Raw genomic sequence first — 23,857 nt, forward strand, 5'->3', positions numbered from 1 at the left:
CCTTATTCTATATTAGTGCTTGAGATTCAAAATCAATTGCAGGTGAATAATTTATATATTTAGGCTTAGCTTGATTTTGTTTAGTTCCTTTTTCAGCTGGTTTTTCTTTTTTATTATTTTTTGTAGTAGTTTGCTTTTCTTTTTTAGGTTTAGTTTGACTAGCTCGATTAGTTTCTCTAAGTACTTTTTCTGGCTTTTCTCGCTCTGCTACAACCTCTAGTATTATTGTATCATCTACTTTATCAACAACACTTAAAGATTCTTCAGCTGCTACAGCTGAGAATTGCTCAACTTCAATAGTTTGATTTGATTTAGCTACTTGGTTAAGTAGAGCTATTTCAGTATCTACAGATACAGTATCAAACTTTAAGTATTTGTTAGTTTTAATTTTCTCTTGGGTAGCTATCTTTGTAGCACCATCACCATTTAGACTATCATAGTTCTTTAAGACATCTTTAACCATTATAGAGATAAACTCATCAGGATTCTTAGAAATCACCTTTTTGACATTCTCAGTCTTTGTAACCGCTGTTTGATTTTGATACTTAAGTTGCGTAATATCAATAACTTCTTCAGCATTATTTAGATTTAGATTATTGCTTCTGTTGTTGTGGTTATTTGATTTTTTATCAAACTTATTATTGTTTGATTTATTTTTATTACGCTCGTTTTTATCATTACTATTATTGGTATTGTTACTGTTGTTATCATTACGCTGGTTATGATCTTTTTGCGACTTATTTTTTTGCTGCTTTTGGAAGTTTTGTTCTTTGTTTTGTTGTTTTTGAGCTGGATTATTAGCTTGTTCAGCAGCTTTAGAATCAGTTGCAAATATTCTACTAAATAGATTAGTAAAGAAGTCTTTTTTCTTAGCTTGTTGAGTTACAGCATCTTGTTTTTTATCATTTTGTATAGCTATATTTATTTGGGTGTCAGTTTGTGGCTTTTGCTCTTGAGTACTACTAGTAGTTTTATTTTCTATGGCTTTATTTAAATCAACAGCAGCAACTTTTTTCTTGCTAGCTTTAGGAATTTCAATATTATAAACATCTTCTATTAATTCTGAACTAGTACGATTTGATTTATAGCTAGTGCCCCAGATTCTCTGTATTTGAAACTTTGGTGACTCCATATTAAAGTTAGGGATAATCATAACCTTAACTTGAGAAATTCTCTCGATCTCAACGATACTGTCTCTTTTCTCATTTAAAATATATGCAGCAATATCTACAGGAACTTGGACACGAATTTCATTAGTATCTTCTTTGATAGCTTCTGCTCTGATTTTACGCAGGATGGTAAGTGCTGTAGCTTGAGTAGTTTTGATAAAACCATGACCTTCACAACGTGGACATTTTTGCATTACGCTTTCGTTAATTGAAGAACTTAAGCGTTGTCTTGATATTTCAATCAGGCCAAGTTTAGAAATGCGTGACATTTGGATACGCGCTCTATCTTGTTGTAGCGCTTCCATTAGTTTTTCTTCAACTTGTTTTCGATTTGGGTAGAAAGACATATCAATAAAGTCAACTATAACAAGACCACCTAAGTCTCTGATTCTAAGTTGACGAGCGACTTCTTCTGCAGCCTCTAGGTTAGTTTTAAACGCTGTAGTTTCTACATCTTCAGCTTTGTTAGCGCGAGATGAGTTTACATCTATTGCTACAAGTGCTTCTGTAGTATCTATTACGATAGAACCACCAGATGGTAGGCGAATTTCTCTTTTATAGGCATTTTCTATTTGTTGATCAATTCCAAACTGAGCAAATAATGGTAATTCTTCGTTGTATAGTTTTACTTTATTTATATCAAAGCTTTGTCTAAGTAAACTAAGTTGTCTTTTGACATCTTCAAAGCATTCTTTAGAATCAACAATAATTTCTTTTACCTCTTCTTTTAAATGATCTCTAATTGTTCTTACAATAATGTCACTTTCTTTATGTAATAGTGCGGGTTTTTTGATTCTATGGTAAGCTTGAGAAATAGATTCCCATAATTCAACTAGAGTATCAAAATCATGTTTTAATTCTTCAAAAGAGCATTCAACGCAGGCGGTTCTTGCTATTACGCTCATATTCTTTAGGATATTTAATTCCTTTAGATATTTTTTTAATCTTTCTCTATCTTCGCCTTCGACACGACGAGAAATACCGCCACCATCATGATTGTTTGGTAGTAACACCATATAGGAGCCAGCTAGGGTGATAAATGTAGTCAATGCCGCACCTTTATCGCCACGCTCTTCTTTATCTATTTGAACGATTAGTTCTTGTCCTTCTAAAAGCAAAGGGGCGATATTATCGCCATTTGGAACATCTTTTAGATAATATTCTGATACTTCTTTAAACGGTAAAAAACCATTTTTTTCTTCACCATAGTTAACAAATATAGCATTTAAGCTTGACTCAATTCTTGAAATGTAGCCTTTGTAAATATTTGCTTTCTTTTGTTCTCTATCAACATTCTCAATATTTAGATCTATTAGTTTACCATTATTTAATGTGGCAATTCTTGTTTCTTCACCACTTTTGCTGTTTATTAGTATTCTCTTCATTTGTTATTAATTCCTTCAATAAATATAACATCATAGCTGATTGTTTAACGAGTCAACTCGCTTTTTGACCATTAAGGTCTTTCTTAATAAACCGCGAGATTTTTAAGCTAATTTCTCAAAGAAATTGATTAGATTTACCATATCTAGTCAGTTGCTTAATTTTGTTGCGATTTTGTTAAAGTACTATGTACACAATTATTTGATATAATAGCAATATTAGCTATTAAATAAAAGAACTATTAATTTCTAATGAATCTTATTTACTTGGATTATGCTGCGACAACTCCACTTAGTCAAATTGTCAAAAATTCTATGTTAAATTCAATAACTAGTGATAATGATTTTTTTAATCCTGGGTCATCAACATACCAGCAAGCAGAAATTGTTAGTAATAAAATTGAGCAGGCAAGGGCTGAAATTGCTCAAACTTTAGCAGTGTTACCAAGGGAGATTATTTTTACTTCAGGAGCGACTGAGTCAAATAATCTTGCGATAAAAGGAGTGGCATATGCTTATAAAGATAAAGGTAGACATATAATAACCTCAAAAGCTGAGCATAAGACAGTATTGGATGTTTGTAAGTTTTTAGAGACACAGGGTTTTGAAGTTACATATCTTGATGTCAATCAGTTTGGTGAAGTTGATTTGAAGCAGCTTAAAAAATCTATCACACCACAAACAATACTTGTAAGCTTAATGGTTGTAAATAATGAGCTTGGGACACAAAATAACCTTGTGGAAATTGGGAAAATAACCAAGCAAAATGGAGCATTGCTGCATGTTGATGCCGCCCAAGGTTATGGTAAAGTTGATATAGATATCAAAACGATGAATATTGATTTGTTATCAGTGTCTGGACATAAGTTGTATGCACCAAAGGGTGTTGGTTTTCTTTATCTAAGATCAAAACGACCAAAAGTTAAGCTTATAAAGCAAATACATGGGGGGGCTCAAGAGTTTAATTTACGCGCAGGGACACTGGCAACTTATCAGATATTTGCACTAGCTACAGCTGCTAAAGAGATATTTGTAAAAAAAGAGCAAAACTTTGAATATGTGTCAAAAATGCAGCAGCTATTTTTAGGAATTATTCAGAAATTGGCTAATATAAGAATTAATACAGATCTTGAAAATAGTTATCCAGGTATTTTAAATATTACATTTTTAGGAGTAAAGGGTGAAACATTATTAGCGCTAGTTGATGAGATTTGTATGTCAATGGGCTCGGCATGTAATTCCCATACAGTTGAGCCTTCACATGTCTTAAGTGCTATAGGTTTGACAGCAGTTGAAGTAGAATCAACGCTTAGAATATCTTTTGGGCTACAAACAACGCAAGCACAAGTTATCCAAGCAGCTAATTTGCTAAAAGAAAAAGTACAACTTTTGCGAGCTTTATCACCACAAGGAGAAGTAGATGTATAATGATTTAGTAAAGGAGCTTTTAACACAAGTTAAGTTTGAAGATAGTATTATCTTAGCAGAGCAGGCTAAATATAGTATTAGCGATAATTTTTCAACAGTCGAGATTTATATTTGTGATAAAAGGGTATCATATAGGATTTATGGTGATGCGTATAGCTTAGCTATGCTCAAGTGGCTTCAGATTAGTTTGCAAAACAAACAAAATCTAAGCCAAATTTCTTTAGAAAAGCTAATAGCAGATTTTGGTTTACCACAAGTTAGGTATAGAGATGGACTACAAATAATTCAGCTTATTGAGAAAATAAATGCAGCAGCTGTATGACTTTTATATATTACATCAGCGTAAATATAGAGAAAATTCACTACTTGGGAGCGTATTTACGCGTGAGTTCGGCAAGCTCTCGGTATTAATAACAATTAATAAAAAAACTGCTAATTTATATCAGCCACTAGTTAAACTAAAAGGACAAATTAACCTCGCTAAAAAGGCCGATGGTCTAGGTAAAATTTATAATATTGAGTTTATTGAGTCATTTTACCAAAAATCATATATAAACTTATTATCACTGCAGTATATTAATGAGCTTATATATTTACTTTTAAATTATTCTCATGAAGAAGATGTTCTCTTTGATAAATATGATTTTATCTTAAGAAATATCGATGAAGCTAATTATAGATACTTATTGAGAATGTTTGAGCTTGAGTTATTAAATAGTCTTGGTCAGGGCATTTATGTTGATAATGATATTAATGGGATATCAATACAAAATAACTGTACCTACACTATACTTCCTAATGGGTTTAGAAAAGATCTTAACTCAGCTATAAATAGTATCTCTGGCAGAAGTCTTAAGAAAATAAATCAACCGCTAAGCTTGTGGTCAAATGATGATCTAAAAGCAATTTCTAGAGTTACTCGAGTATGTATTGATTATGTTTTAGCTGGTAAGCAGTTAAAAAGTAGGAAACTTCTTGTCGATTATTTAAACCTTAAAAAGTAGATTTTAGACTTAAGAATTATTTTAAACTCTATTAAAACTTTAGTTAAGTAACAAACTAAATCTTACTAACGGCTGAGAAATTGTTGATTTAAACAATAAAAATTTTACAACATAAGTTGGCTATGCTTATCGAAGTACTCAATGCTTTTGTAATATTAAATCAATAGCCTTACTGGTTTTATTGGTGATTAAGTAGTTTGTTTTTGAAAGCTTTGATAAAAGATATTGTCGGTGGTATCAAAGAAACAACAACAATCAAAATGATAAATAAGCCAAAATATTTTTTAACAAAAGCATTATTACTAAAGAAAAATGCCAAATACACAATAGAATAAACCCAGATAAACGCACCGATAATACCTATTGCCACAAATTTAGTATATTTCATCCGTGCCATGCCAGCTGTGAAAGGCATAAATGTACGCACAAGTGGTGTAAACCTAGCAGATATAATAGCAGCTGGACCATACTTGTTAAAGAATTCTTGAGCTTTTAAAAGATGTACAGTCTTGAGAATTTTTGCATCTTCTTTAAAGATTCTTTTACCAATCATACGACCTAAGAAATAGTTACAAGAATCTCCACAAACTGCAGCTGCTACTAATATTGGCGCTACTAGGTGAACATTAAGAGTTGTCGCAGCTCCAGTAAGACCTATGGCAAAAAGTAATGAATCACCTGGCAAAAAAGGAATTATTACAAGTCCAGTTTCACAAAAAATCACTAAAAAAAGCAGTAAGCAAGTCCAGTCACCTAGTATATTTATATAAGTGCTAATAAATTGATCTAGATACAATACTATATTTAATAGTGCTGAAATTGTATCCATGGGTTATGCTTTTGAATGTTTTGTTATTTAGATTATAAAAAAATAATTTCTAAAGGTTAAGTTCTTTTTGCTTTTATTTTATTTATAATACTTTTAAGTAGCATTTGAATAATTACAGCAATGACTACTATAGTGATTAAAAGGCTTAGATTTTGTTTAACAAATTGGTTATTACTAAAGAAGTATATAGTATAGGTTATAGAAAAAGACCATATAATTGCAGATATTGTTCCTAATATGACAAATTTAGCATAATTCATTCTGCTTACACCTGCTACAAAAGGAGTAATAGTTCTAACAAAGGCGATAAAACGTGAGAAAATTATCGCTTTTGTGCCATATTTTTCTAAAAATTCTTTTGTTTTAATCAAATAAGCTTTCTTGAGAATCTGTGCATGAGTACTAAAGAGTTTTTCGCCAATAAATTTACCAGTGATGTAGTTGCACGAGTCACCGATTATAGCACCTAAGCATATTGTTAAAACTGCTAAATGAATATTTATACTTGTAGCAGCAGCTGTTATACCAATTGTAAAAAGTAATGAGTCACCCGGGAAAAATATACCTAAAACAATTCCAGTTTCACAAAAAACTATAAAGAATAATAAAATATAAAACCACACACCTAAAAGGTCAATAAAATAATTTATATACTCATTAAAATGTATAATAAAATCAAACATTGTATTTTACTCCGGTTTGATCTTTATTGATAAAGCATGAATATATGGCATTAAATTTTCAACAGCTTTGAATATTTGTTTGTGTGCTTGGATTTTTGTTATTGTGCTAAGTTTTTGAGAGTTTATATTAAGCACGAAATGATACTTACCTTGATTATAGCCTCTATGTTTTACATGTTTGTATGTTTCATCAATTACTTCGATTATAGCTTGAGGTTCAACTTTGGATAATATTTGAGTTTTTATTTGATCTGCTACAGTAGTACTATCCATAGTTATAATATCCTCGTAGGTGTAATAATTAAATCAAGCTTAATATCATGTATATCTCTGATAATAGCATTATTTTGCTGTTCATCAAAGGCTATACCTATAGTTAAAGGGTATTTATGAGTTTTTTTAAAGCTTAAGTTATAGTCATAAAAACCGCCACCCATACCAATTCTCAATTTATCGCTAGTAAAACCAACAATCGGTACTATAATAATATCAAGTTCCCAAGCTGTAACTATATCTTTAACAGAGTATATAGGTTCTTTGATTTTATATTTATTTAAGTAATAACTTTTAGAGTCTTTAGCAAACCAAAGCCCATGTTTTATAAAGGGATGAATTATAGGTAAATAGATATTTTCAAAGTGATTGTTAATAGTTTGAGTATCTATTTCATTTTTTAGTGATACAAAACTAGCTATCTTGGGATTAGTAAAATTTACTTGTATGTGGCTTATCAGTTTAGAGCTGATTTGCTCGCTAAGATAGGTTTTGTTTTTAAGAGAATTTCTAATATCTAAAAGCTGCCTACGTATTTGATTTTTATTCATGACTGCAAGTATGAAAAATTAGTTGTCCAGATTACCGTTTTTAGTCCAATATTCTTGATCCCTATAGTTTCAACGTTGGGCTTCTTTGTCAATGCTAAAGTATCAAAGCTTGCTCTCTAGTCAAAACACCAAGGCTCCTTTTTCTAAGTAGTATCGGTACAAGATTGTAACTAAATCACCAATAACCCAGACAACTAAACTCTTGATTACAAACTTATTATAAATCACTCTAAATACTGTTTGAATAATTTACACTAAAAAGTTTGTAGATATATTTCTTGACTTTTGAGTTAAGTTCTTTCTTTTGTTGATTAAATATTTGGCTGTTACTAACTACTAGCTGGTTTTAACTTTGGTTTTGAGCAGAATCTTATCAAAAAATACCTATAACTAATTATCTAGATACAGTAAAATAATTTAACAATATAATATAAAATAAAATTAATCTCTATGAAAAATGAAAAACCTAATTTTGAAGATGTCGCAGAAGCACTGAAAGTAATGCAGGCTTTAAGCTCGGCTTCTGAAGCTCATGGTTTACTTTGTGCCTTGTTTAGTTTTGGTGCTGAAGTTAAATTTACAGCTTGGTCAGATTCTCTAATGAATAAGCTAATTGAAGATGGTGATTTGATTACTAGTTCAGCTTTGAAAACTATGAAAAAACTTTATGATTACACCAAATCTCAATTCGATGAAAAAGGTCTGAGCTTTGATTTATTTATTCCAGCAGATAATGAGCCGTTAAGTTATCGAGCTGAAGCTCTTACATATTGGATAAGAGGGTTTCTATCAGGAATAGGTTTATGTGGTTTGGATTTTGAGAGTTCAAAAGATCAAGAAATCAAGGAAGCAATTAGTGATCTGATGAAAATCTCATATATGGACTATGAAGCTTTAGGTGAAGATGAAGGTTGTGAAGAAGATTTTTTCGAGTTGGTTGAGTATATAAAAGTAGCAGTTTTACTTATTAATAGTGAAAAAATTTAGGTATCAACATGAATACTAAATATGATGTGGCAATTGTTGGAGGCGGAATAGTTGGTTTATTTACTTCTCTAGCTTTAGCCAAGACTGGATGTAAAATTATTCATATTGAAAAAGATCAATTACAAGTAAAAAATGATAATAGAAGTATTGCGGTGTCTTATTCATCAATAGCTTTCTTAAATACTCTTGGTTTGTGGGATAAGGTTGCAAGTAAAACTCAAACTATTGAACAAGTTCATGTCTCAGATAAAGGTAACTATGGTCGAGCTGAGATATTTGCTAAAGATGAAAATTTGCCATTTCTAGGAGCTATTGCGCCAATACAACAGCTTCTGACAGTTGCCTTACAAAGTGTTGCTGATAATCCAAATATTGTTAAATCTTTTGGAACAAATGTTGTTAATTTAAATAAACACGATGATAAGTATTCTTTAGTAGTCAAGCAGCAAGGAGAGACTAAAACTATAGAAGCACAGCTAATAATCGCTTGTGATGGCGCAAACTCAAGTTTAAGAAAAATGCTAAATGTCGCAGCCAAGACAACTGATTATCAACAAGATGCACTTGTTTTTGATATTCAAACAGACCTTGATAATTATAATACAGCTTTTGAAAGATTTATGACTGATGGGGTACTAGCAATGTTACCTAAGGCAAAAACTACTATGGGCTGTGTTTGGACTATTGATAGAGATAATTCACAAGCAAAGTTAGTCTTAGATAATAAAGAGTTTGAACAGCTAGTCCAAGATCGCTTTGGCTACAGATTAGGAGAGATTAGACTTACTTCAAAACCCGCGGTTTTTCCTTTATATCTTGTCCAAGCTGAGCAAGTCCATAAAGACAATGTGCTTTTTTTCGGTAATGCATTACATTTTTTGCATCCAGTATCTGGTCAAGGGATGAATCTAAGTATACGAGATATTGGTTTTTTATATGATTTGCTTGCAAAGAGTGATTTTTCACAGAACTCAATTGTAGCTGTTTTAGCAGAGTTTGTCAAAGTCAGAAAACCAGATCATGATAGAACAATTTTTGTCATTCATGGTTTTGTAAAATGGTTTGTATCTAACGATGCTAAGTTAGTTGCAAGTAGAAATGCTGGTTTATATCTCTTACAAAGAAGCAAGTTAGCTAAAAAAGTTCTATCAAGAGTGATGATGGGTAAGCTTAGCAAAGGCTCAACTCTAATGAGAAAGGTGGTTGAAGATGAGCGTTAGAAATGTTCAAAAAGATGCTGTGATTGTTGGTGGTGGTATGGTAGGCTTAAGTCTTACTTTGGCATTGCACCAAAAGGGTTTGCAGGTTGCGCTTGTTGAAGCAAAAGAAATTAATGATAAGCCTTTAAGCACTGATAGAGTCGAAACTAGAGTTAGTGCTATAAACCATACCTCAAAAAGTTTTTTGCAACAATTAGGTGTCTGGCATAGTATTAAAAATAAGCGTGTATCACCATACTATCAAATGTGTGTATGGGATGGTATTCCTAGTGAAAGTATAAATATTACTGCCGAAGAAATAGCCGAACATAGCTTAGGATGTATTGTTGAAAATGATGTAATAGTTGCCGCGCTAATAGAGAAAATCAGTGCTACAGGTATTGAGATTTTTGCTAATCAAAAAATACACAAAATCCAAAGAAATGTTAATACTGAGAAAATATTTTTAGATGATAAAATCATTGAAACAAGTTTAGTAATTGGTGCAGATGGTGCTAACTCTTTTATTCGTGATTATTTTAATTTTGAAACTAAAGTTAAACCGTATAAACACACTGCTATTGTTGCAACAATTAAGCTTGAAAAAGACCATCAGCAAACAGCATATCAGCGTTTTTATGATAAAGGTGTACTGGCATTTTTGCCATTAGCAGATGCAAATAAAGCTTCGATAGTTTGGTCTGTAAAGACTGATTATGCTAATTTTCTTATGAGTTTACTAGATGAGAAGTTTGAGATAGAACTTACTAAGGCAATTGATAATAGTTTTGGTAGTCTTAACTTACTATCAAAAAGGTTTAGTTTTGAGTTAATAGAGCGTCATGCTAAGAGTTATATGCAAAACAATGTGGTATTAGTAGGTGATGCAGCACATACAATTCATCCATTAGCAGGGCAAGGAGTAAATATAGGTTTTAAGGATGTTATTGCACTAACTCGAGTTTTGAGTGAGGTTTTTGCAAAAGGGCGCTTGATTGGTCATATTTCAACACTAGATAAATATCAGCGTGAGCGTATGCTTGATAATACTAAGATGCTAGCTTTGATGAAGGCATTTAAAGAAGTCTTTGCTAGTGATAATCAATATCTCAAAAAAGCGCGTAGAGCTGGACTAGAATTTGTTGATAAGAATAGTATTTTAAAAAGTTTGGTGGTAAAGCAAGCCATGTAAACTCAAGAGAAAAAGAAACAATATGGAAAACGAAATAGTAGATGTAAAAAAGTATTTTTAGAGTTTGATAAGCAAGATGGTTTAGAAGAGATTATTGAAAATGTTGATACAATAGTAAAGTTACTATGCTTGATTTACTCAAGATGAATATTTTCACAAGTAAGCTATTTGCAGACCAAATTATCCAAATGAATACGATGATAGATGAAAATTTCGATCCTGAAAAGATACGAGTGAATTGCTTAGTAAATGTTTTGAATATGCTAATTTTTGTTTGACTTTAAAAAAATAGAAGTTTACTTATTTATGGTAAAGGTTTAAATGACTTATCAGATAAAGATTTTTTAAAAAAAATGTTTGATATTGATGATGATCAATTTATTAACGAAGTTCTTAATGACTATGAGTCACATAAAAGAAATAAAAGCAAATTTAAAAGGCACTAAAAAATAGTAATTTATAATATAAGGTTATTTATGAAAACAGATGATTTTGATTATAAATTACCAGAAGAGTTGATCGCTAGCTACCCATTAGAAAATCGTGATGCTAGTAGGTTACTAAAGTTAAATAAGCAAACAGGTGAAATAGCTGATCATAAATTTACTGATTTTATTGATTTTATAACGCCAAAAGATTTACTTGTTTTAAATAATAGTAAAGTAATGTTGGCGTGTTTGTATGGCAGCAAAACTACCGGAGCAAAGGTTGAATACCTTATAGAAAGGATCAAAACACCAAAAGTCTTTGAAGCACATATCAAAGCTAACCGTTCACCAGCCGTTGGTAGTGAAATATATATTGAGGATACATTAGCAAAAGTTTTAGACAAAGATGGTGGTATGTATCTACTTGAGCTACAAGGCGATGAAGATATTTATCAGCTGATGGAAGAGTTTGGTCATATTCCATTACCACCATATATGAAGCGCGAAGATGAAGAGTTTGATGCCGAGCGTTATCAGACTGTATATGCCAAAGATTTAGGTTCTGTTGCAGCTCCTACAGCTGGTTTGCATTTCTCACAACAGCTAATGCAACAGATAAAAGCTAAGGGTGTTGATATTGCTTATATAGTTCTACATGTTGGTTCTGGAACTTTCAAACCTGTTCAAGTTGATGATGTTGAGAGTCATAAAATGCATGCTGAGGTAATATCTGTACCAGCAGATGTTTGTCAAAAAATTCGACAAACAAAAGCAAATGGTGGTAGAGTAATAGCTATAGGCACAACTTCTGTACGCTCACTTGAGACAGCAGGACAAAATGGTCAGATTGGAACTTATCAAGGGGAGACAGATATTTTCTTATATCCTGGCAAAAAATTTAATGTTGTAGATGCGATGATTACAAACTTTCATTTACCAAAGTCTACTTTGATTATGCTTGTAAGTGCTTTTGCCAATAAACACAAAATTATGCAAGCATATCATCATGCAATAGCTAAAAAATATAGGTTTTTCAGCTATGGTGATGCGATGTTTATTTATTAAAAATATAATTTCTATAGATGCGCATATCTTTTGAATATTAGCTTAAATTGATAGGTTCCCATTTGTATTGGGAATAGCAAATATTTTAGATTATTAAGGAGAAAAATGAAAAATAAAGCGTTCTTTTTTGATATTGATGGTACTTTAGTATATGAAAACAAAGGGAAACTTTTTGTTTCAGAGAAAAATATTCAAGCAATAAAAAAATCTCAGAAAATGAGGCTATAAAACTTTCATAGCTACTGGTAGGACGCGGCTTTATTCCATTAGCGGTTCTTGAGTTACCATTACTGCTAATGGCTCAGTTGTGAGAGTCGGTGATAAACTTGTTTATAAAAAACTTTTCCCAAAAAGTGCTATAGATAGTGTTTTAGAATTCTGTGAGAAACACAATCATGACTGGCTCTTTGAGGGTGAGTATGCCTATGTAAATAACCTTGAATCATTAGGATCTCGACTATTTAATTATAATAATGTTGTTGTAAATAAAGACAAAATTATTACGACACACAACTATATAATGTCACAATCTATAGTAATTTGGTTTTAGGCAGAAATGTCGATGTTGTTGCCTTACAACATACACACGGTGATGATTATGTCACAGCTCCACATAATGAGTATGGTTATTTTGATTGTTATTTAGCTCGGCATACAAAGGCTAATAGTATTGATAAGGTAGTTGAATATCTGAGCTTAGAAGACTATGAGACTTATGCTTCTGGTAATGGTAATAATGTCTAGAGATGTTTGATAGAGTCAATGTTGCCGTTGCAATGGAAAATGTTTCACCACAACTAAAAGAAAAAGCCGATTTAATCACTAAAACAAATTAATAATAATGGTGTTTTATGCTCTAGTTAAACTAAGCTTAATTTAAACATTATATCATTTAGATGATTAATTGACTAAAGGAGAATAAAATAAAAAAATTTCTAGTTATAGCGTGAATAATATTAAAAGTTGAAAATTAGTCATTTGCTTTCCTATAGTTTTGTTAACCCTGGATAGTTGTGAACAGAGGATTAAAAACCTGCTATAATATAGCAAAATAGTTTATCAATAACAAATAAATTTTTGACAAGGAGTTCGGGTGCGCTTTGCTCATGTGATGTTGCGTGTAAAAGACTTAGATAAATCTGTATATTTCTATACAAATGTACTAGGCATGAAGTGCAAAAAACTGATAATCTATAATGTAAGTACACTTTAGCCTTTCTAGGTTATGGAGATATATCTAACCATACGGTTCTAGAGCTGATATATAACTGGGGTGAGGATGAGTATGATCATGGCACTGCTTTTGGACATTTATGTATGCAAGTAGAAGATATTTACAAAGCTTGTGATGATGTTAAAGCAAAAGGTGGGGTTGTAACTCGTGAGGCAGGTCCAGTAAAAGGTGGTACACAAATTATTGCATTTATAAAAGATCCAGATGGATATCAAATAGAACTTATTGAAAAAGCTTAATGAATAAAGACAGATTAAATATATTAATTATAAGAGGCTATTACAGTAAGAGTGATAGCATTGAGCATGTTGATGTTGATGGTATAAAAGTTAAGGTAACTACAGTAGCTTTGGGACGCCCTATTTTTGTCAAACGAAAATTAAAGCGTATTATTAATAAATACAAGATTAGTGCAGATAACTATGATCTAATTTATGCAATATCAATGTCTGCTGGCATTTCATCATTAATAGATGAGGCACTGTATCAGAAGCTTCACTTGATTACACCATTTTTTATTCATCATAAAACTATGCGTGTACTTGGTAAGGTCAAGATTAGGAAAATGCTTGGAGCATATTTTTTATTATTGATGAATGGTAAATTAGGTAAGTTTCATGAGGCTATTCAGGTTACCTTAGCAGAGAATGATCAAATCGTTGATAATATTTTTTTTTGAGAGTAAAGGTAATGTAAGTTATATCAAAAACATCGATCACACTCTTACCAAGAAAATTGTTGAAGAGATTATCCACAAAGATATTGATAATCTAAGAAAAGAAGTTTTTGGTGAGTTAGCTTTACCCTCGTGAGAAGGTTGAGTGATGAAATAGCCAATATATCAGCAATCCCCAGATACCAAATACTAAACCAACTAAAATCCAAATATTTTTTGGTAACAAAATAGTTGTAAGCCTTCTGTCTAAAACTTTGGGTATATCTTTGGCTATTCCTAGTCCACAGAAAATGTGAATCAAAACATTAAAAGCTGCGATTATAGGTAAAGAGTTGTTTATTAATGTTGCTGACATAGTGTTAATATCCATATATAAACCTTTAAAAAATTACTTTTGCGTGTTCTTTAGCATGATAAGAATTTTGATAGTAGTCTCGAATAATTTCAATAACCTCTTCAATAGTATCAACAAGGTGTAAAATTTTAAGATCATTTTTATCTATAACACCATTTTCTATCATTGTTGTCTTTATCCAATCTACCAACCCTCCCCAGAAATCTTTACCAAAAAGAATAATTGGCATATACGCTTTTTTCTTAGTTTGAACGAGAGTTGCAGTATCAAAAAGTTCATCCATGGTGCCAAAGCCTCCAGGCATTACTATATAAGCCATAGAATGCTTAATGAACATTGCTTTTCGAGTAAAAAAATATCTATAAAGTAGGCTAATATCTTGGTATTTATTAGGAGTTTGTTCATGTGGTAGAGTTATATTTAATCCTACACTATAAGAGCAACCCAAAGAAGCTCCTTTATTACCTGCTTCCATAATGCCTGGGCCACCACCTGTAATTATTGTAAAACCATGGTTAGATAGTTTTTCTGCTATTTTAACAGCTTCTAAGTAATATCTATTATTCTCTTTTAGTCTAGCTGATCCAAATATGCTTATAGCAGGAGTAAGTTTATCTAGACGTTCATATCCTTCTACAAGCTCGGATGTTATTTTCATAATATTCCAAGTTTCTTTAGCTCTATCAAAGTTTACTTCGCCATTCTGTGTAAGAACTATTTTTTTATTTTTACAATTCATAAAGTATAAATTAGTCTAGTGTTTTATTTTATGACTAATTATAATTATATAATACTTTGAAATATTTGTACTATATAATCAAGTTGAATGGATTCTAGTACTTAGATTTAATTTTTAAAAATAAAACATTCACAAAGGAGAGTTTAATGGGTTTTCTAGCAGGAAAAAAAATATTAATTACAGGACTTTTAAGTAATAAGTCAATTGCTTATGGTATCGCAAAAGCTATGCATAGAGAAGGAGCTGAGCTTGCTTTTACTTATGTTGGACAGTTCAAAGATAGAGTAGAAAAATTGTGTGCAGAATTTAATCCAGTAGCAGTTTTGCCTTGTGATGTAACTTCTGATCGAGAGATTAAAGATTTATTTGCAGAGCTTGGTAAAGTTTGGGATGGTCTAGATGGTATAGTTCATTCTATAGCTTTTGCACCGCGTGACCAGTTAGAAGGCAATTTTATTGATTGTGTAACTCGTGAAGGTTTTAGTATTGCTCATGATATTAGTGCATATTCTTTTGCAGCATTAGCTAAAGAAGGTCGTAGCATGATGAAAAATCGTAATGCTTCTATGGTAGCACTTACTTATATTGGTGCAGAAAAGGCTATGCCAAGTTATAATACTATGGGTATTGCTAAAGCTTCTTTAGAAGCTACAGTTAAATATACGGCTTTAGCTTTAGGTGAAGATGGTATTAAAGTAAATGCTGTATCAGCAGGCCCTATCAAAACTCTTGCAGCTTCAGGCATCTCAAATTTTAAAAAGATGCTTGATTATAATTCTATGGTTTCTCCACTTAAGAAAAATGTTGATATTATGGAAGTTGGTAATACCGTAGCGTTTTTATGCTCAGATATGGCAACAGGTATAACAGGAGAAATCGTCCATGTGGACGCTGGCTATCATTGTGTGTCTATGGGTAATGTTCTTTAGTTCTATCTTTTCAAACAAAGCTACTACTAAATTTAATCGTTCTTGTGATTATGTATAATAATTTCTTATATATAAGTATTATTAGTTTTTATTTATTATAATAATCATTGATAATGGCCTTATCAAAGAGATAAAAGGTTATTTTATGAATAAAAATATTTTAAATTTGACTCTTACATCTATGCTCACTATAGGTGTTTCACATGGTATTGCTAAAACTTCACCATAGTGCTTGGATAAGTTTTTACGTTGTAATTATTGGACTCTGGTGGACCTATAACTGATGATGCTAAGGGTATCAGCTGGAGAGGTTATATGGTTAGATGGTAAATCTAATATATTAATAGATGCTTGTGGTGGAACTTACATTAGGTTTGGTCAATCAGGCACTTGTTTAGAAGATTTAGAAATAATTAATATGACGCATTTTCATGCTGATCATTCTGTAGATTTACTTGCAATATTAAAAGGCGCATATTTTTCTGATAGAAAAACAAGCTTACCCTTATCTGGTCCAATTCATGGAGGACTTTTCCCAAGTGCTACAGAGTTTCTTAACATGATGCTTGAGAAAGCTACAGGTGTTTTGCATACCTACATTGGATATTTACAGGAACAGATGGTTTTTTCAAATTAGATCATGTTACTAACATTGATTATAAAAGTACGAGTCCTACAAAAGTTTTTTCGAAGAAAGAGTTTACAGTTTGGGCGTTAGGAATTCCAAAAGGAGATATGCCAACTTTAGCCTATAAGATTGTATCTGAAAAAGGAACTATTGTGGTAACAGGTGCTGGTGGTAGTAATCAGGCAGATAAATTTAGAGATGCTTTTATCACTTTTGCTAAAGGAGCAGATATTTTAATGATGCCTATGCCAATTGATGAAAATGCATATGCAGCGGACATTTTCTTAAATATAAAACCATAAACTATTATTAAAATTGCTGCTGTAAATCCAAAAGTATTAGTTTTGAACCATTTCTTAGGTAGAGGTCTAGTACTTAAAGATGAGTCTACAAAGATAGCTAAAAAATATTATAAAAGACCTGTTTATGAAGGTCGGAATTTAGCATGTTTTCCAGTTAGCGGAATTAAGTAAGGAGAGTTAATATGAAAAGTAAAATATCTTTAACAATTGTTTTAACAGCATCTATATCTTTTGGAATACTCTTGCAGAAGATGCAAAAGCTTCAAATACACACAAACACAGAATATTGAAGATTCTGAAGAAAGTAGTCCAATCGCTCAAGGTGAAGGTAAATGTGCTAGTAGTAAGGTGTGGATCGCTTAAAAAATTATGGGTTGTAGATGTTGATGTAGATGAGGCTGATAGTAAGCTAGTTAGAGTTCGAGATGGTAATTGTGGTACTAAAGTTGAAAATGCTTATAGCAAACAAAACAAAAAAGAGATAGCACAGTTAGGAAATGCTCTAATGGAGTTTGGTAGTCAATGATTAGCAAAGCTCAAGGTATTGGACTTAGATCTGAGCATCAATCAATACTTTCAACACAAAAAGTTACTGGAATTGATTTTTTAAAACTTTCTCCATAAAATTGGATAGGTTTAGGCGGCTTTAAAAGTGATTACCTAGATAAAGTTACAGAGAGATATCCAATAATAGCTCATGAACTTAATCTATCAATTGGTGGATTTCGACCTTTAAATAAGAAGTTTTAAAATGAGATCAGAGCTTTTTTAGATGATTAATAATATAGAAATATACAGTGATCATTTATGTTTTTCAGATGATAAGAAAGGTTATTTATCTGATCTTTTGCCAGTACCTATAGAAAAAGAAAATATTTTGTATATTTCTAACAGGATTGAGCAAGTTCAAGATATTCTTAAAAAGACCTCTAAGTTTAGAAAATATCTCCTATTATTATCAATACGATAATGATATGAATGAGCTTGATTTTATAAATGTTATTCTAGATAAAAGTGGCGCTAAATTACTTCTTGATATAAACAATGTTTATGTTAATAGTCATAATTATAATTATAATTATTATCCCTATGAGTTTATAAGAGGTATTAGAAAAGATAGTATCAGCTATTACCATATTGCAGGACACTATAAAAAAATGACTTTATCTTAGATACACATGGGAAAGATGTAATTCATAAGGTCAAAGAGTTAACTAAGTTTACAATAACTGGGCATGGCTGGCATCCAATACTACTTGAGCGAGATCATTTTGTTCTAAACTTGATAATTTAGTTAAAGAGCTAAATAGCATAACTAATTTTATATAGGAGAAAGTATGGATATTTCAGAACTGTAAAAATTAAGATGCAAAATTTTACTCAAGCAATACGTTATGGTAATTCAAATAGAGAATTTATTATTGGTAATGTATTAGGAGTTTTAGATAATACTTTTACATATTTTAGTTCTTATGCTTGTATAGAAATATCAGCTTCTAGAGTATATGAGAATGCAAAAAATTATTAAAGATATTAAGTTTAAGGATATTAAAAATATTCAAATAAACCGAATTTTGACATTTATATCTTTACCATTTGATGTAAGTAATTTAGATAAAAAGCTAATTAAAGAATCAGAGATTTTCTATGCGATTTATCGTAATACTAACCATAAAACTTCTTATAAAAAAATATCTAATCTAGAGTTTGTAACTATAAGTTTAACAGTTGAAAAAGGGGAGTGATATTTTTGGTTCTGAAGATTTTCAAAAATAAACAATAACTTTTAAAAGCATTTAATTCAAAAAATAATTGCTTGGCACAATCAAAATATGATTGTTTTATCAATCTAAGGGAGTGATTTATGATAAACAAAATATATGATATGTATTCTAGAACTGTTATAAAGTTTCAGTTTATAGATTTTTTTACTTTTGTTGGATATAAGACTTTATTTTGTCACTACGATGTTTGTAGGAGCTAGATCAAAGATTGAGGGGTTTCATACAACAGTAGTTTGGTTTGCAGCTCCAGCCTTTCAAAGGAGGACTAGGTCTGCCATTTCCTGAATTAATTGCAAGCTACATCTACGGAAGTTATTGGTTGTATAGGGTGTATAGTTTTGGGCTTGTTTACTAGATTAGTGTCTATACTAATGATGTTTGTCATGGGAGTTGCTAGAGCTATGGTGTATTGGACTCATGGTTGGCCAGCTATTGCTGATAAGGGTGCCGAGTCGACACAAAGTACTTGGTTAGCTAATAATTTTCCAGATAGATATAACTATGTAACATCTTTAGGTGATCCTGTAATGTTGAATGGTGGTATGGATTTTGCTGTTACATATTTTATTATGCTATTTACATTATTTTTATATGGTTGTGGTAGATATGTAAGCGTAGATCATTGGTTAAAAAATTTTATCAAATAGAAATAAATCAAATTTCTTTATCTAAGCCCAATTTTGACAAGATCATGCATCGTTATTATTCCTAGTATGTTATGATCTTCATCGATTACAGCTAAACTTGTAATTTCATATTTTTCCATTTTTTCGAGGGCGTTTACAGCCATTTTTTCTTTAGAGACGGTTTTAGGGTTTTTTGTCATGACTTCACAGATAGCTCGCTGAGAATTGAAACTCTCAGCTTCAAACATTCTTCTTAAGTCGCCATCGGTGAAAATACCTAAAATTTTGCTATTTTCAACAACTAAGGTACTTCCAACGCCTTTATCACTGATTTCTAATATTGCTTTACGGATATTATCTGTCGGTTTAACTATTGGTATCTCATTACCTTTACGCATAATATTTTCAACTTTTAAAATTAGTTTTTTACCTAAGGCACCATTAGGGTGTGAGAAAGCAAAGTCTTTTGCTGAAAAGTTTTTTGCCTTAAGTAATGCAATCGCTAAAGCATCACCTAATACTAAAGTTGCTGTAGTGCTTGATGTAGGAGCAAGGTTAAGTGGGCATGCTTCTTTGTCAACATTTAGATTAAGAATAACATCACTATTTTTAGCAAGTATAGATTTTGGATTACTAGTCATAGCAATTATTGGGATATCAAGGTATTTTAACATTGGCATTAATCCCATGATTTCTGAGGAGGTTCCAGAGTTGGAAATGGCTATTAATACATCACTTTTGGTAATCATACCAAAATCGCCATGTCCAGCCTCACCTGGATGTACAAAGAAAGCAGGTGTGCCTGTGCTAGCAAGTGTTGCAGCCATTTTTTTACCGATATGACCTGATTTTCCCATACCTGTTATTATTACTCGACCTTTTTCACGACTATTTTTTAAAATAATTTCACATGCTTTTTCGAAATTCTCATCGATAGAGTTTTTTAATTTTTCTAATGTTTCTATTTCTAAACGAAATGTTTCTACAGCATTTTTAATATGACCAGTCATGTTAATCTCCAAATAATAAAGCTTTCTAAACTTGCTAATAAATCTTTTTAACTAATATCTATAAGCATAAATTTTATATTTTATATAACCAGATTTTACTTTCAATATGATAAAATTTTCAAGTATATAATAATATATTTAAACTAGCTATTATGAAACATATTCAAATAAATCTTTCTATACTCTTTGCAGATCTTGCTAGATTAGGCGATGATGTTAAAGCAGTTTTAGCATCTGGGGCTGATAACATTCATTTTGATGTTATGGACAACCACTATGTACCTAATTTGACATTTGGACCTATGGTACTTAAAGCTCTAAGGAACTTTGGTATAACTGCTGGAATGGATGTTCACCTTATGGTTAAACCAGTAGATACTTTGATTGAGGGTTTTGCTAAAGCTGGAGCAACTAGTATCGTTTTTCATCCTGAAGCAAGTGAGCATATTGATAGAAGCTTAAAGCTAATTAAATCTTTTAGTATTCAAGCTGGACTTGCTTTAAATCCTGCTACTGGGATAGATTGTTTAAAGTATGTTGAGAAAAATATTGATAGAGTATTAATAATGTCAGTAAATCCTGGTTTTGGTGGACAAAAGTTTATTCCGGCTATGCTTAATAAAGCTAAAGAAGTCTCGCAATGGATTAAATCTACAGCTAGAGATATTTTGCTAGAGATAGATGGTGGGGTAAATCCTCAAAACATCGCTGAAATAGCAGCATGTGGGGTAAATGCCTTTGTTGCCGGTTCAGCTATTTTTAATTCTAATAGCTATAAGCAAACTATTGATAAGATGAGAGATGAGCTTAATAAAATTTAATTTAGCGATCATTCTCAAAACAATAGAGCTAGTGATATCTGTAATACTTGTATTACTAAGTTACTCTATACCTTTACATCTATTAAATTATGATACTAGTAATTTTAGTAGTTTTGACTTCATGGTGGTTTTTATAGCAGTAACATCTTTATTAATTTTTCTTATCGCTGAATATACTAATAGTGAAAAAGTATCTAAATCAAGGAATGTTCTAAAAGTTTTATTATGTGGATTAGCTATTGCAATTGTCATAACATCGTTAGCATTCTTTCTAAGGAGGTTCTCATTTCCGCGTAGCTTAATCATTTTGGGCTTTTTACTGCAACTGGTAATGTTATGCGTATCACGAAATATTTTTAGGTGGTTGATAAGAAATACTATCTATAGCAAAATCCTAATTATTGGTTTAGATCGAGAACAAGAGTGGCTTTGTGCGAAGGCAGAGACTACCAAGCTACCTAGAGAAATAATTGCTGGATATTTAAGTATAGATATCGATGGTTTTAACTTAGCTGATGTGGCATATAGTTATACAAAAGCATTTATCTCAGATAAGGCATTGAAGCTATTAGATGATAATGACTTATTAATTCTAGCAAATATAACCTTGAAGTGGTTCTCATCCCAAGAAAGTATGAAATATCAATTTGGGGTGCAATCCTAGTTCCTCTTGGTGATAGCTTAGCTATGAGTGTAAAAAATTTTGGTTTATCTTATGAAGCAAAAATTATCAAAAGAATTTTTGATATCTTTTTTGGTTTAGTAGTTATTATCTTAACATTGCCAATCATGTTACTAATAGCTGTGGCGATTTATTTAGAAGATAGAAGTTCACCATTTTTTATCCAAGAGAGGGTTACTAGAAATGGAAAAAGATTTAATCTAATAAAATTCCGGAGTATGAAAGTAAATGATGAATCACAAACTGGTGCAGTTTGGACTGTTGATAATGATACTAGAATTACAAAAGTTGGTAAAATAATTCGCCCTATATGGTTAGATGAGTTACCGCAGTTTTCAATGTTTTAAAAGGTGATATGTCTATAGTAGGACCAAGGCCAGAGCGACAAGAGCTGATAAATAAGTTTAGTCAAGAAATTCCAGAGTTTTCTTACAGAACAAAAGTTAAGGCGGGAATCACGGGTTATGCGCAAGTTTTGACAAGTTATGTAACTCTACCAGAGAATAAGTTAAAACTTGATCTTGTCTATATCAGAAGATGGAGTTTTGTCTTTGATTTGCTTATTATTATAGAAACTGTGAGAGTTATTACTATGAAAATTTTGCGACTGTTTATAAAAACTAAACAACAATCTCAGTCAAATTTTGTAGAGAGAAAAGATAAAAACTATATAGAGTATATTTATGAATAAAAAAATATTGGTAACAGGTGGTATAGGCTATATAGGTAGTCATGCAGTGGTAGAACTTCTTAATAAAGATTATCAAGTTGTGGTGGTTGATAATCTTTCAAATAGTAAACTATCTGTAGTAGATAGAGTTAAAAGACTCACAAATAAATATTTTGATTTTTACCAGCTAGATCTTTTAGATAAAGCTAAGCTAGCAAAAGTTTTCCAAGAATATGATATCTATGCAGTGATTCACTTTGCTGGCTTTAAAGCTGTAGGTGAAAGTGTTGAGAAGCCACTAGAGTACTACCATAATAATATCCAAGGCACGTTAAATTTACTTAAGCTAATGCAAGAGTATAAAGTTTATAACTTTGTCTTTAGCTCATCAGCGACTGCATATGGGGTGAATAATCAACCACCGTTTACAGAGGATATGCCTCTAAGTACAACTAACCCTTATGGTGCAACTAAGCTGATGTTAGAAGATATTTTGCGAGACTTGCAAAATGCTAATAATAACTTCAATGTCACTTGTCTTAGATATTTCAATCCAGTAGGAGCTCATAGCAGTGGTATGATAGGTGAGGATCCACAAGGTATACCTAGTAATCTCATGCCTTATGTAGCACAAGTAGGTGCTGGCAAGTTAGCTAAACTGAGTATCTTTGGTGGTGATTATGAGACTAGAGATGGGACTGGAGTGAGAGACTATATACATGTGGTAGACTTAGCAGTAGGGCACATATTAGCATTAGACGAATTATCACAAGATAAACCTGCTTGGCGAGCTTATAATCTTGGTTCTGGAAATGGCTACTCCGTATTAGAGATTATCAAAACTTATGAAAAAGCCCTAGGTAAAGAGATCCCATATCAGATAGTAGCTAGAAGAGTTGGTGATATTGCAGTGAGTTTTGCAGATGTTACTAAAGCTAAAAGAGAGTTAGGCTTTGAGACACAAAAAACTATAGATGATATTTGTTATGATATGCTTAGATGGCAAAACTATGCAAAAGAGAATAATATTTAATGTCAAAAAAAATTCTGATTGTTGCAAGCGTTGTTAAAACACATATTATGCAATTTCACATACCAACTTTTAAAATGCTTAAAGATATTGGTTATGAAGTTCATGTGTGTGCGAAAAATGATTATGAAGAAGTATTGCAGTGCCAGATACCTTTTTGTGATAAATACATAAATATAAG

General features: G+C 31.5%; 22 protein-coding genes, 1 other RNA gene and 8 pseudogenes. 22 read left to right on the forward strand and 9 right to left on the reverse strand.

What is annotated here, in order from left to right:
* Window positions 1-7 precede the first annotated feature (7 nt).
* On the reverse strand, window positions 8-2,554 hold the full coding sequence (locus C9379_RS00295) for an Rne/Rng family ribonuclease (protein WP_143385158.1): 2,547 nt from the start codon (window positions 2,552-2,554) through the stop codon (window positions 8-10).
* Window positions 2,555-2,803: 249 nt separating this feature from the next.
* Between C9379_RS00295 and C9379_RS00300 the strand changes: the two genes are divergently transcribed.
* Genes C9379_RS00300 through recO form a run of 3 tightly spaced genes read left to right on the forward strand, consistent with a single transcriptional unit; the run spans window position 2,804 to window position 4,983 of the window.
* Complete coding sequence (locus tag C9379_RS00300) at window positions 2,804-3,979, forward strand: cysteine desulfurase family protein (protein WP_143385157.1); 1,176 nt, start codon at window positions 2,804-2,806, stop codon at window positions 3,977-3,979.
* On the forward strand, window positions 3,972-4,301 hold the full coding sequence (locus C9379_RS00305; protein ID WP_143385156.1) for a hypothetical protein: 330 nt from the start codon (window positions 3,972-3,974) through the stop codon (window positions 4,299-4,301). Before C9379_RS00300 ends, C9379_RS00305 begins: the two co-directional genes overlap by 8 nt.
* The gene (recO, locus tag C9379_RS00310) at window positions 4,285-4,983 is read left to right on the forward strand and encodes a DNA repair protein RecO (RefSeq protein ID WP_143385155.1); all 699 of its coding nucleotides are present in this window, start codon (window positions 4,285-4,287) and stop codon (window positions 4,981-4,983) included. The genes C9379_RS00305 and recO overlap by 17 nt, the downstream gene beginning before the upstream one ends.
* A 178-nt stretch (window positions 4,984-5,161) precedes the next feature.
* Here recO and C9379_RS00315 read toward each other — a convergent pair whose 3' ends face one another.
* The 5 genes from C9379_RS00315 to ssrS form a co-directional block, all read right to left on the reverse strand.
* Entirely contained in the window at window positions 5,162-5,812 is a 651-nt protein-coding gene (locus C9379_RS00315) for a VTT domain-containing protein (RefSeq protein ID WP_143385154.1), read from the reverse strand.
* A gap of 56 nt (window positions 5,813-5,868) precedes the next feature.
* Window positions 5,869-6,495: a VTT domain-containing protein gene (locus C9379_RS00320; RefSeq protein ID WP_143385153.1), complete on the reverse strand. Its 627-nt coding sequence runs from the start codon at window positions 6,493-6,495 to the stop codon at window positions 5,869-5,871.
* 6 nt (window positions 6,496-6,501) lie between these two features.
* The gene (locus C9379_RS00325; protein WP_143385152.1) at window positions 6,502-6,768 is read right to left on the reverse strand and encodes a BolA family protein; all 267 of its coding nucleotides are present in this window, start codon (window positions 6,766-6,768) and stop codon (window positions 6,502-6,504) included.
* 2 nt (window positions 6,769-6,770) lie between these two features.
* The gene (locus tag C9379_RS00330) at window positions 6,771-7,319 is read right to left on the reverse strand and encodes a 5-formyltetrahydrofolate cyclo-ligase (protein WP_143385151.1); all 549 of its coding nucleotides are present in this window, start codon (window positions 7,317-7,319) and stop codon (window positions 6,771-6,773) included.
* A gap of 19 nt (window positions 7,320-7,338) precedes the next feature.
* Window positions 7,339-7,515: non-coding RNA, 6S RNA (gene ssrS, locus C9379_RS00335), on the reverse strand.
* A 254-nt stretch (window positions 7,516-7,769) separates the two neighbouring features.
* Here ssrS and C9379_RS00340 point away from each other — a divergent pair.
* The 9 genes and pseudogenes from C9379_RS00340 to C9379_RS00380 all read left to right on the forward strand — a co-directional run bounded on the left by C9379_RS00340 (window position 7,770) and on the right by C9379_RS00380 (window position 14,236).
* Complete coding sequence (locus C9379_RS00340; RefSeq protein ID WP_143385150.1) at window positions 7,770-8,306, forward strand: UPF0149 family protein; 537 nt, start codon at window positions 7,770-7,772, stop codon at window positions 8,304-8,306.
* 8 nt (window positions 8,307-8,314) lie between these two features.
* Window positions 8,315-9,526 (forward strand): FAD-dependent monooxygenase, encoded by a 1,212-nt coding sequence (locus C9379_RS00345; RefSeq protein ID WP_143385149.1) that lies wholly within the window; start codon window positions 8,315-8,317, stop codon window positions 9,524-9,526.
* Window positions 9,516-10,697: a UbiH/UbiF/VisC/COQ6 family ubiquinone biosynthesis hydroxylase gene (locus C9379_RS00350; RefSeq protein WP_143385148.1), complete on the forward strand. Its 1,182-nt coding sequence runs from the start codon at window positions 9,516-9,518 to the stop codon at window positions 10,695-10,697. Before C9379_RS00345 ends, C9379_RS00350 begins: the two co-directional genes overlap by 11 nt.
* A gap of 22 nt (window positions 10,698-10,719) precedes the next feature.
* Window positions 10,720-11,150 (forward strand): annotated as a pseudogene (locus C9379_RS00355) (hypothetical protein).
* A 23-nt stretch (window positions 11,151-11,173) separates the two neighbouring features.
* Complete coding sequence (queA, locus tag C9379_RS00360) at window positions 11,174-12,190, forward strand: tRNA preQ1(34) S-adenosylmethionine ribosyltransferase-isomerase QueA (RefSeq protein ID WP_143385147.1); 1,017 nt, start codon at window positions 11,174-11,176, stop codon at window positions 12,188-12,190.
* Between the two features lie 105 nt (window positions 12,191-12,295).
* Window positions 12,296-13,070 (forward strand): annotated as a pseudogene (locus tag C9379_RS00365) (HAD hydrolase family protein).
* A gap of 213 nt (window positions 13,071-13,283) precedes the next feature.
* Window positions 13,284-13,663 (forward strand): annotated as a pseudogene (gene gloA / locus C9379_RS00370) (lactoylglutathione lyase).
* Entirely contained in the window at window positions 13,663-14,103 is a 441-nt protein-coding gene (locus C9379_RS00375) for a hypothetical protein (protein ID WP_343377489.1), read from the forward strand. The pseudogene gloA and the gene C9379_RS00375 overlap by 1 nt, the downstream one beginning before the upstream one ends.
* The gene (locus tag C9379_RS00380; RefSeq protein ID WP_343377490.1) at window positions 14,084-14,236 is read left to right on the forward strand and encodes a hypothetical protein; all 153 of its coding nucleotides are present in this window, start codon (window positions 14,084-14,086) and stop codon (window positions 14,234-14,236) included. Before C9379_RS00375 ends, C9379_RS00380 begins: the two co-directional genes overlap by 20 nt.
* Here C9379_RS00380 and C9379_RS00385 read toward each other — a convergent pair.
* Both C9379_RS00385 and C9379_RS00390 read right to left on the reverse strand, forming a co-directional pair.
* Window positions 14,225-14,470 carry a hypothetical protein gene (locus C9379_RS00385; RefSeq protein WP_143385145.1) on the reverse strand — a complete coding sequence of 82 codons (246 nt, stop codon included), beginning with the start codon at window positions 14,468-14,470 and terminating at the stop codon, window positions 14,225-14,227. The genes C9379_RS00380 and C9379_RS00385 overlap by 12 nt on opposite strands.
* A gap of 10 nt (window positions 14,471-14,480) precedes the next feature.
* Window positions 14,481-15,194 (reverse strand): LOG family protein, encoded by a 714-nt coding sequence (locus tag C9379_RS00390; protein ID WP_143385144.1) that lies wholly within the window; start codon window positions 15,192-15,194, stop codon window positions 14,481-14,483.
* 146 nt (window positions 15,195-15,340) lie between these two features.
* Between C9379_RS00390 and C9379_RS00395 the strand changes: the two genes are divergently transcribed.
* The 7 genes and pseudogenes from C9379_RS00395 (at window position 15,341) to C9379_RS00425 (ending at window position 19,484) form a co-directional block, all read left to right on the forward strand.
* On the forward strand, window positions 15,341-16,123 hold the full coding sequence (locus C9379_RS00395) for an enoyl-ACP reductase FabI (protein WP_143385143.1): 783 nt from the start codon (window positions 15,341-15,343) through the stop codon (window positions 16,121-16,123).
* A 145-nt stretch (window positions 16,124-16,268) separates the two neighbouring features.
* Window positions 16,269-17,224, forward strand: a pseudogene (locus C9379_RS00400) (MBL fold metallo-hydrolase).
* A gap of 11 nt (window positions 17,225-17,235) precedes the next feature.
* Window positions 17,236-17,572 (forward strand): annotated as a pseudogene (locus C9379_RS00405) (hypothetical protein).
* A 3-nt stretch (window positions 17,573-17,575) separates the two neighbouring features.
* Window positions 17,576-18,382 (forward strand): annotated as a pseudogene (locus C9379_RS00410) (MbnB/TglH/ChrH family RiPP precursor modification enzyme).
* A 37-nt stretch (window positions 18,383-18,419) separates the two neighbouring features.
* The gene (locus tag C9379_RS00415) at window positions 18,420-18,581 is read left to right on the forward strand and encodes a hypothetical protein (protein WP_318263410.1); all 162 of its coding nucleotides are present in this window, start codon (window positions 18,420-18,422) and stop codon (window positions 18,579-18,581) included.
* A complete protein-coding gene (locus C9379_RS00420) occupies window positions 18,565-18,798 on the forward strand; it encodes a hypothetical protein (RefSeq protein ID WP_343377491.1) in 234 nt (77 codons plus the stop codon). Before C9379_RS00415 ends, C9379_RS00420 begins: the two co-directional genes overlap by 17 nt.
* A 119-nt stretch (window positions 18,799-18,917) precedes the next feature.
* Window positions 18,918-19,484: pseudogene (locus C9379_RS00425) on the forward strand (HvfX family Cu-binding RiPP maturation protein).
* A 17-nt stretch (window positions 19,485-19,501) separates the two neighbouring features.
* Here the strand turns inward: C9379_RS00425 and C9379_RS00430 are convergent.
* Window positions 19,502-20,473 carry a KpsF/GutQ family sugar-phosphate isomerase gene (locus C9379_RS00430; RefSeq protein WP_318263408.1) on the reverse strand — a complete coding sequence of 324 codons (972 nt, stop codon included), beginning with the start codon at window positions 20,471-20,473 and terminating at the stop codon, window positions 19,502-19,504.
* A 152-nt stretch (window positions 20,474-20,625) separates the two neighbouring features.
* Here C9379_RS00430 and rpe point away from each other — a divergent pair, with 152 nt between their 5' ends.
* The 3 genes and pseudogenes from rpe (at window position 20,626) to galE (ending at window position 23,679) form a co-directional block, all read left to right on the forward strand.
* The gene (gene rpe, locus C9379_RS00435) at window positions 20,626-21,294 is read left to right on the forward strand and encodes a ribulose-phosphate 3-epimerase (protein ID WP_143385141.1); all 669 of its coding nucleotides are present in this window, start codon (window positions 20,626-20,628) and stop codon (window positions 21,292-21,294) included.
* Window positions 21,275-22,667, forward strand: a pseudogene (locus C9379_RS00440) (sugar transferase). The gene rpe and the pseudogene C9379_RS00440 overlap by 20 nt, the downstream one beginning before the upstream one ends.
* The gene (gene galE / locus C9379_RS00445; RefSeq protein WP_143385140.1) at window positions 22,660-23,679 is read left to right on the forward strand and encodes a UDP-glucose 4-epimerase GalE; all 1,020 of its coding nucleotides are present in this window, start codon (window positions 22,660-22,662) and stop codon (window positions 23,677-23,679) included. Before C9379_RS00440 ends, galE begins: the two are co-directional and overlap by 8 nt.
* Window positions 23,680-23,857: the final 178 nt, after the last annotated feature.

Origin of the sequence: Francisella-like endosymbiont, assembly GCF_003069505.1 — a bacterium.
Taxonomy (GTDB): Bacteria; Pseudomonadota; Gammaproteobacteria; order Francisellales; family Francisellaceae; genus Francisella.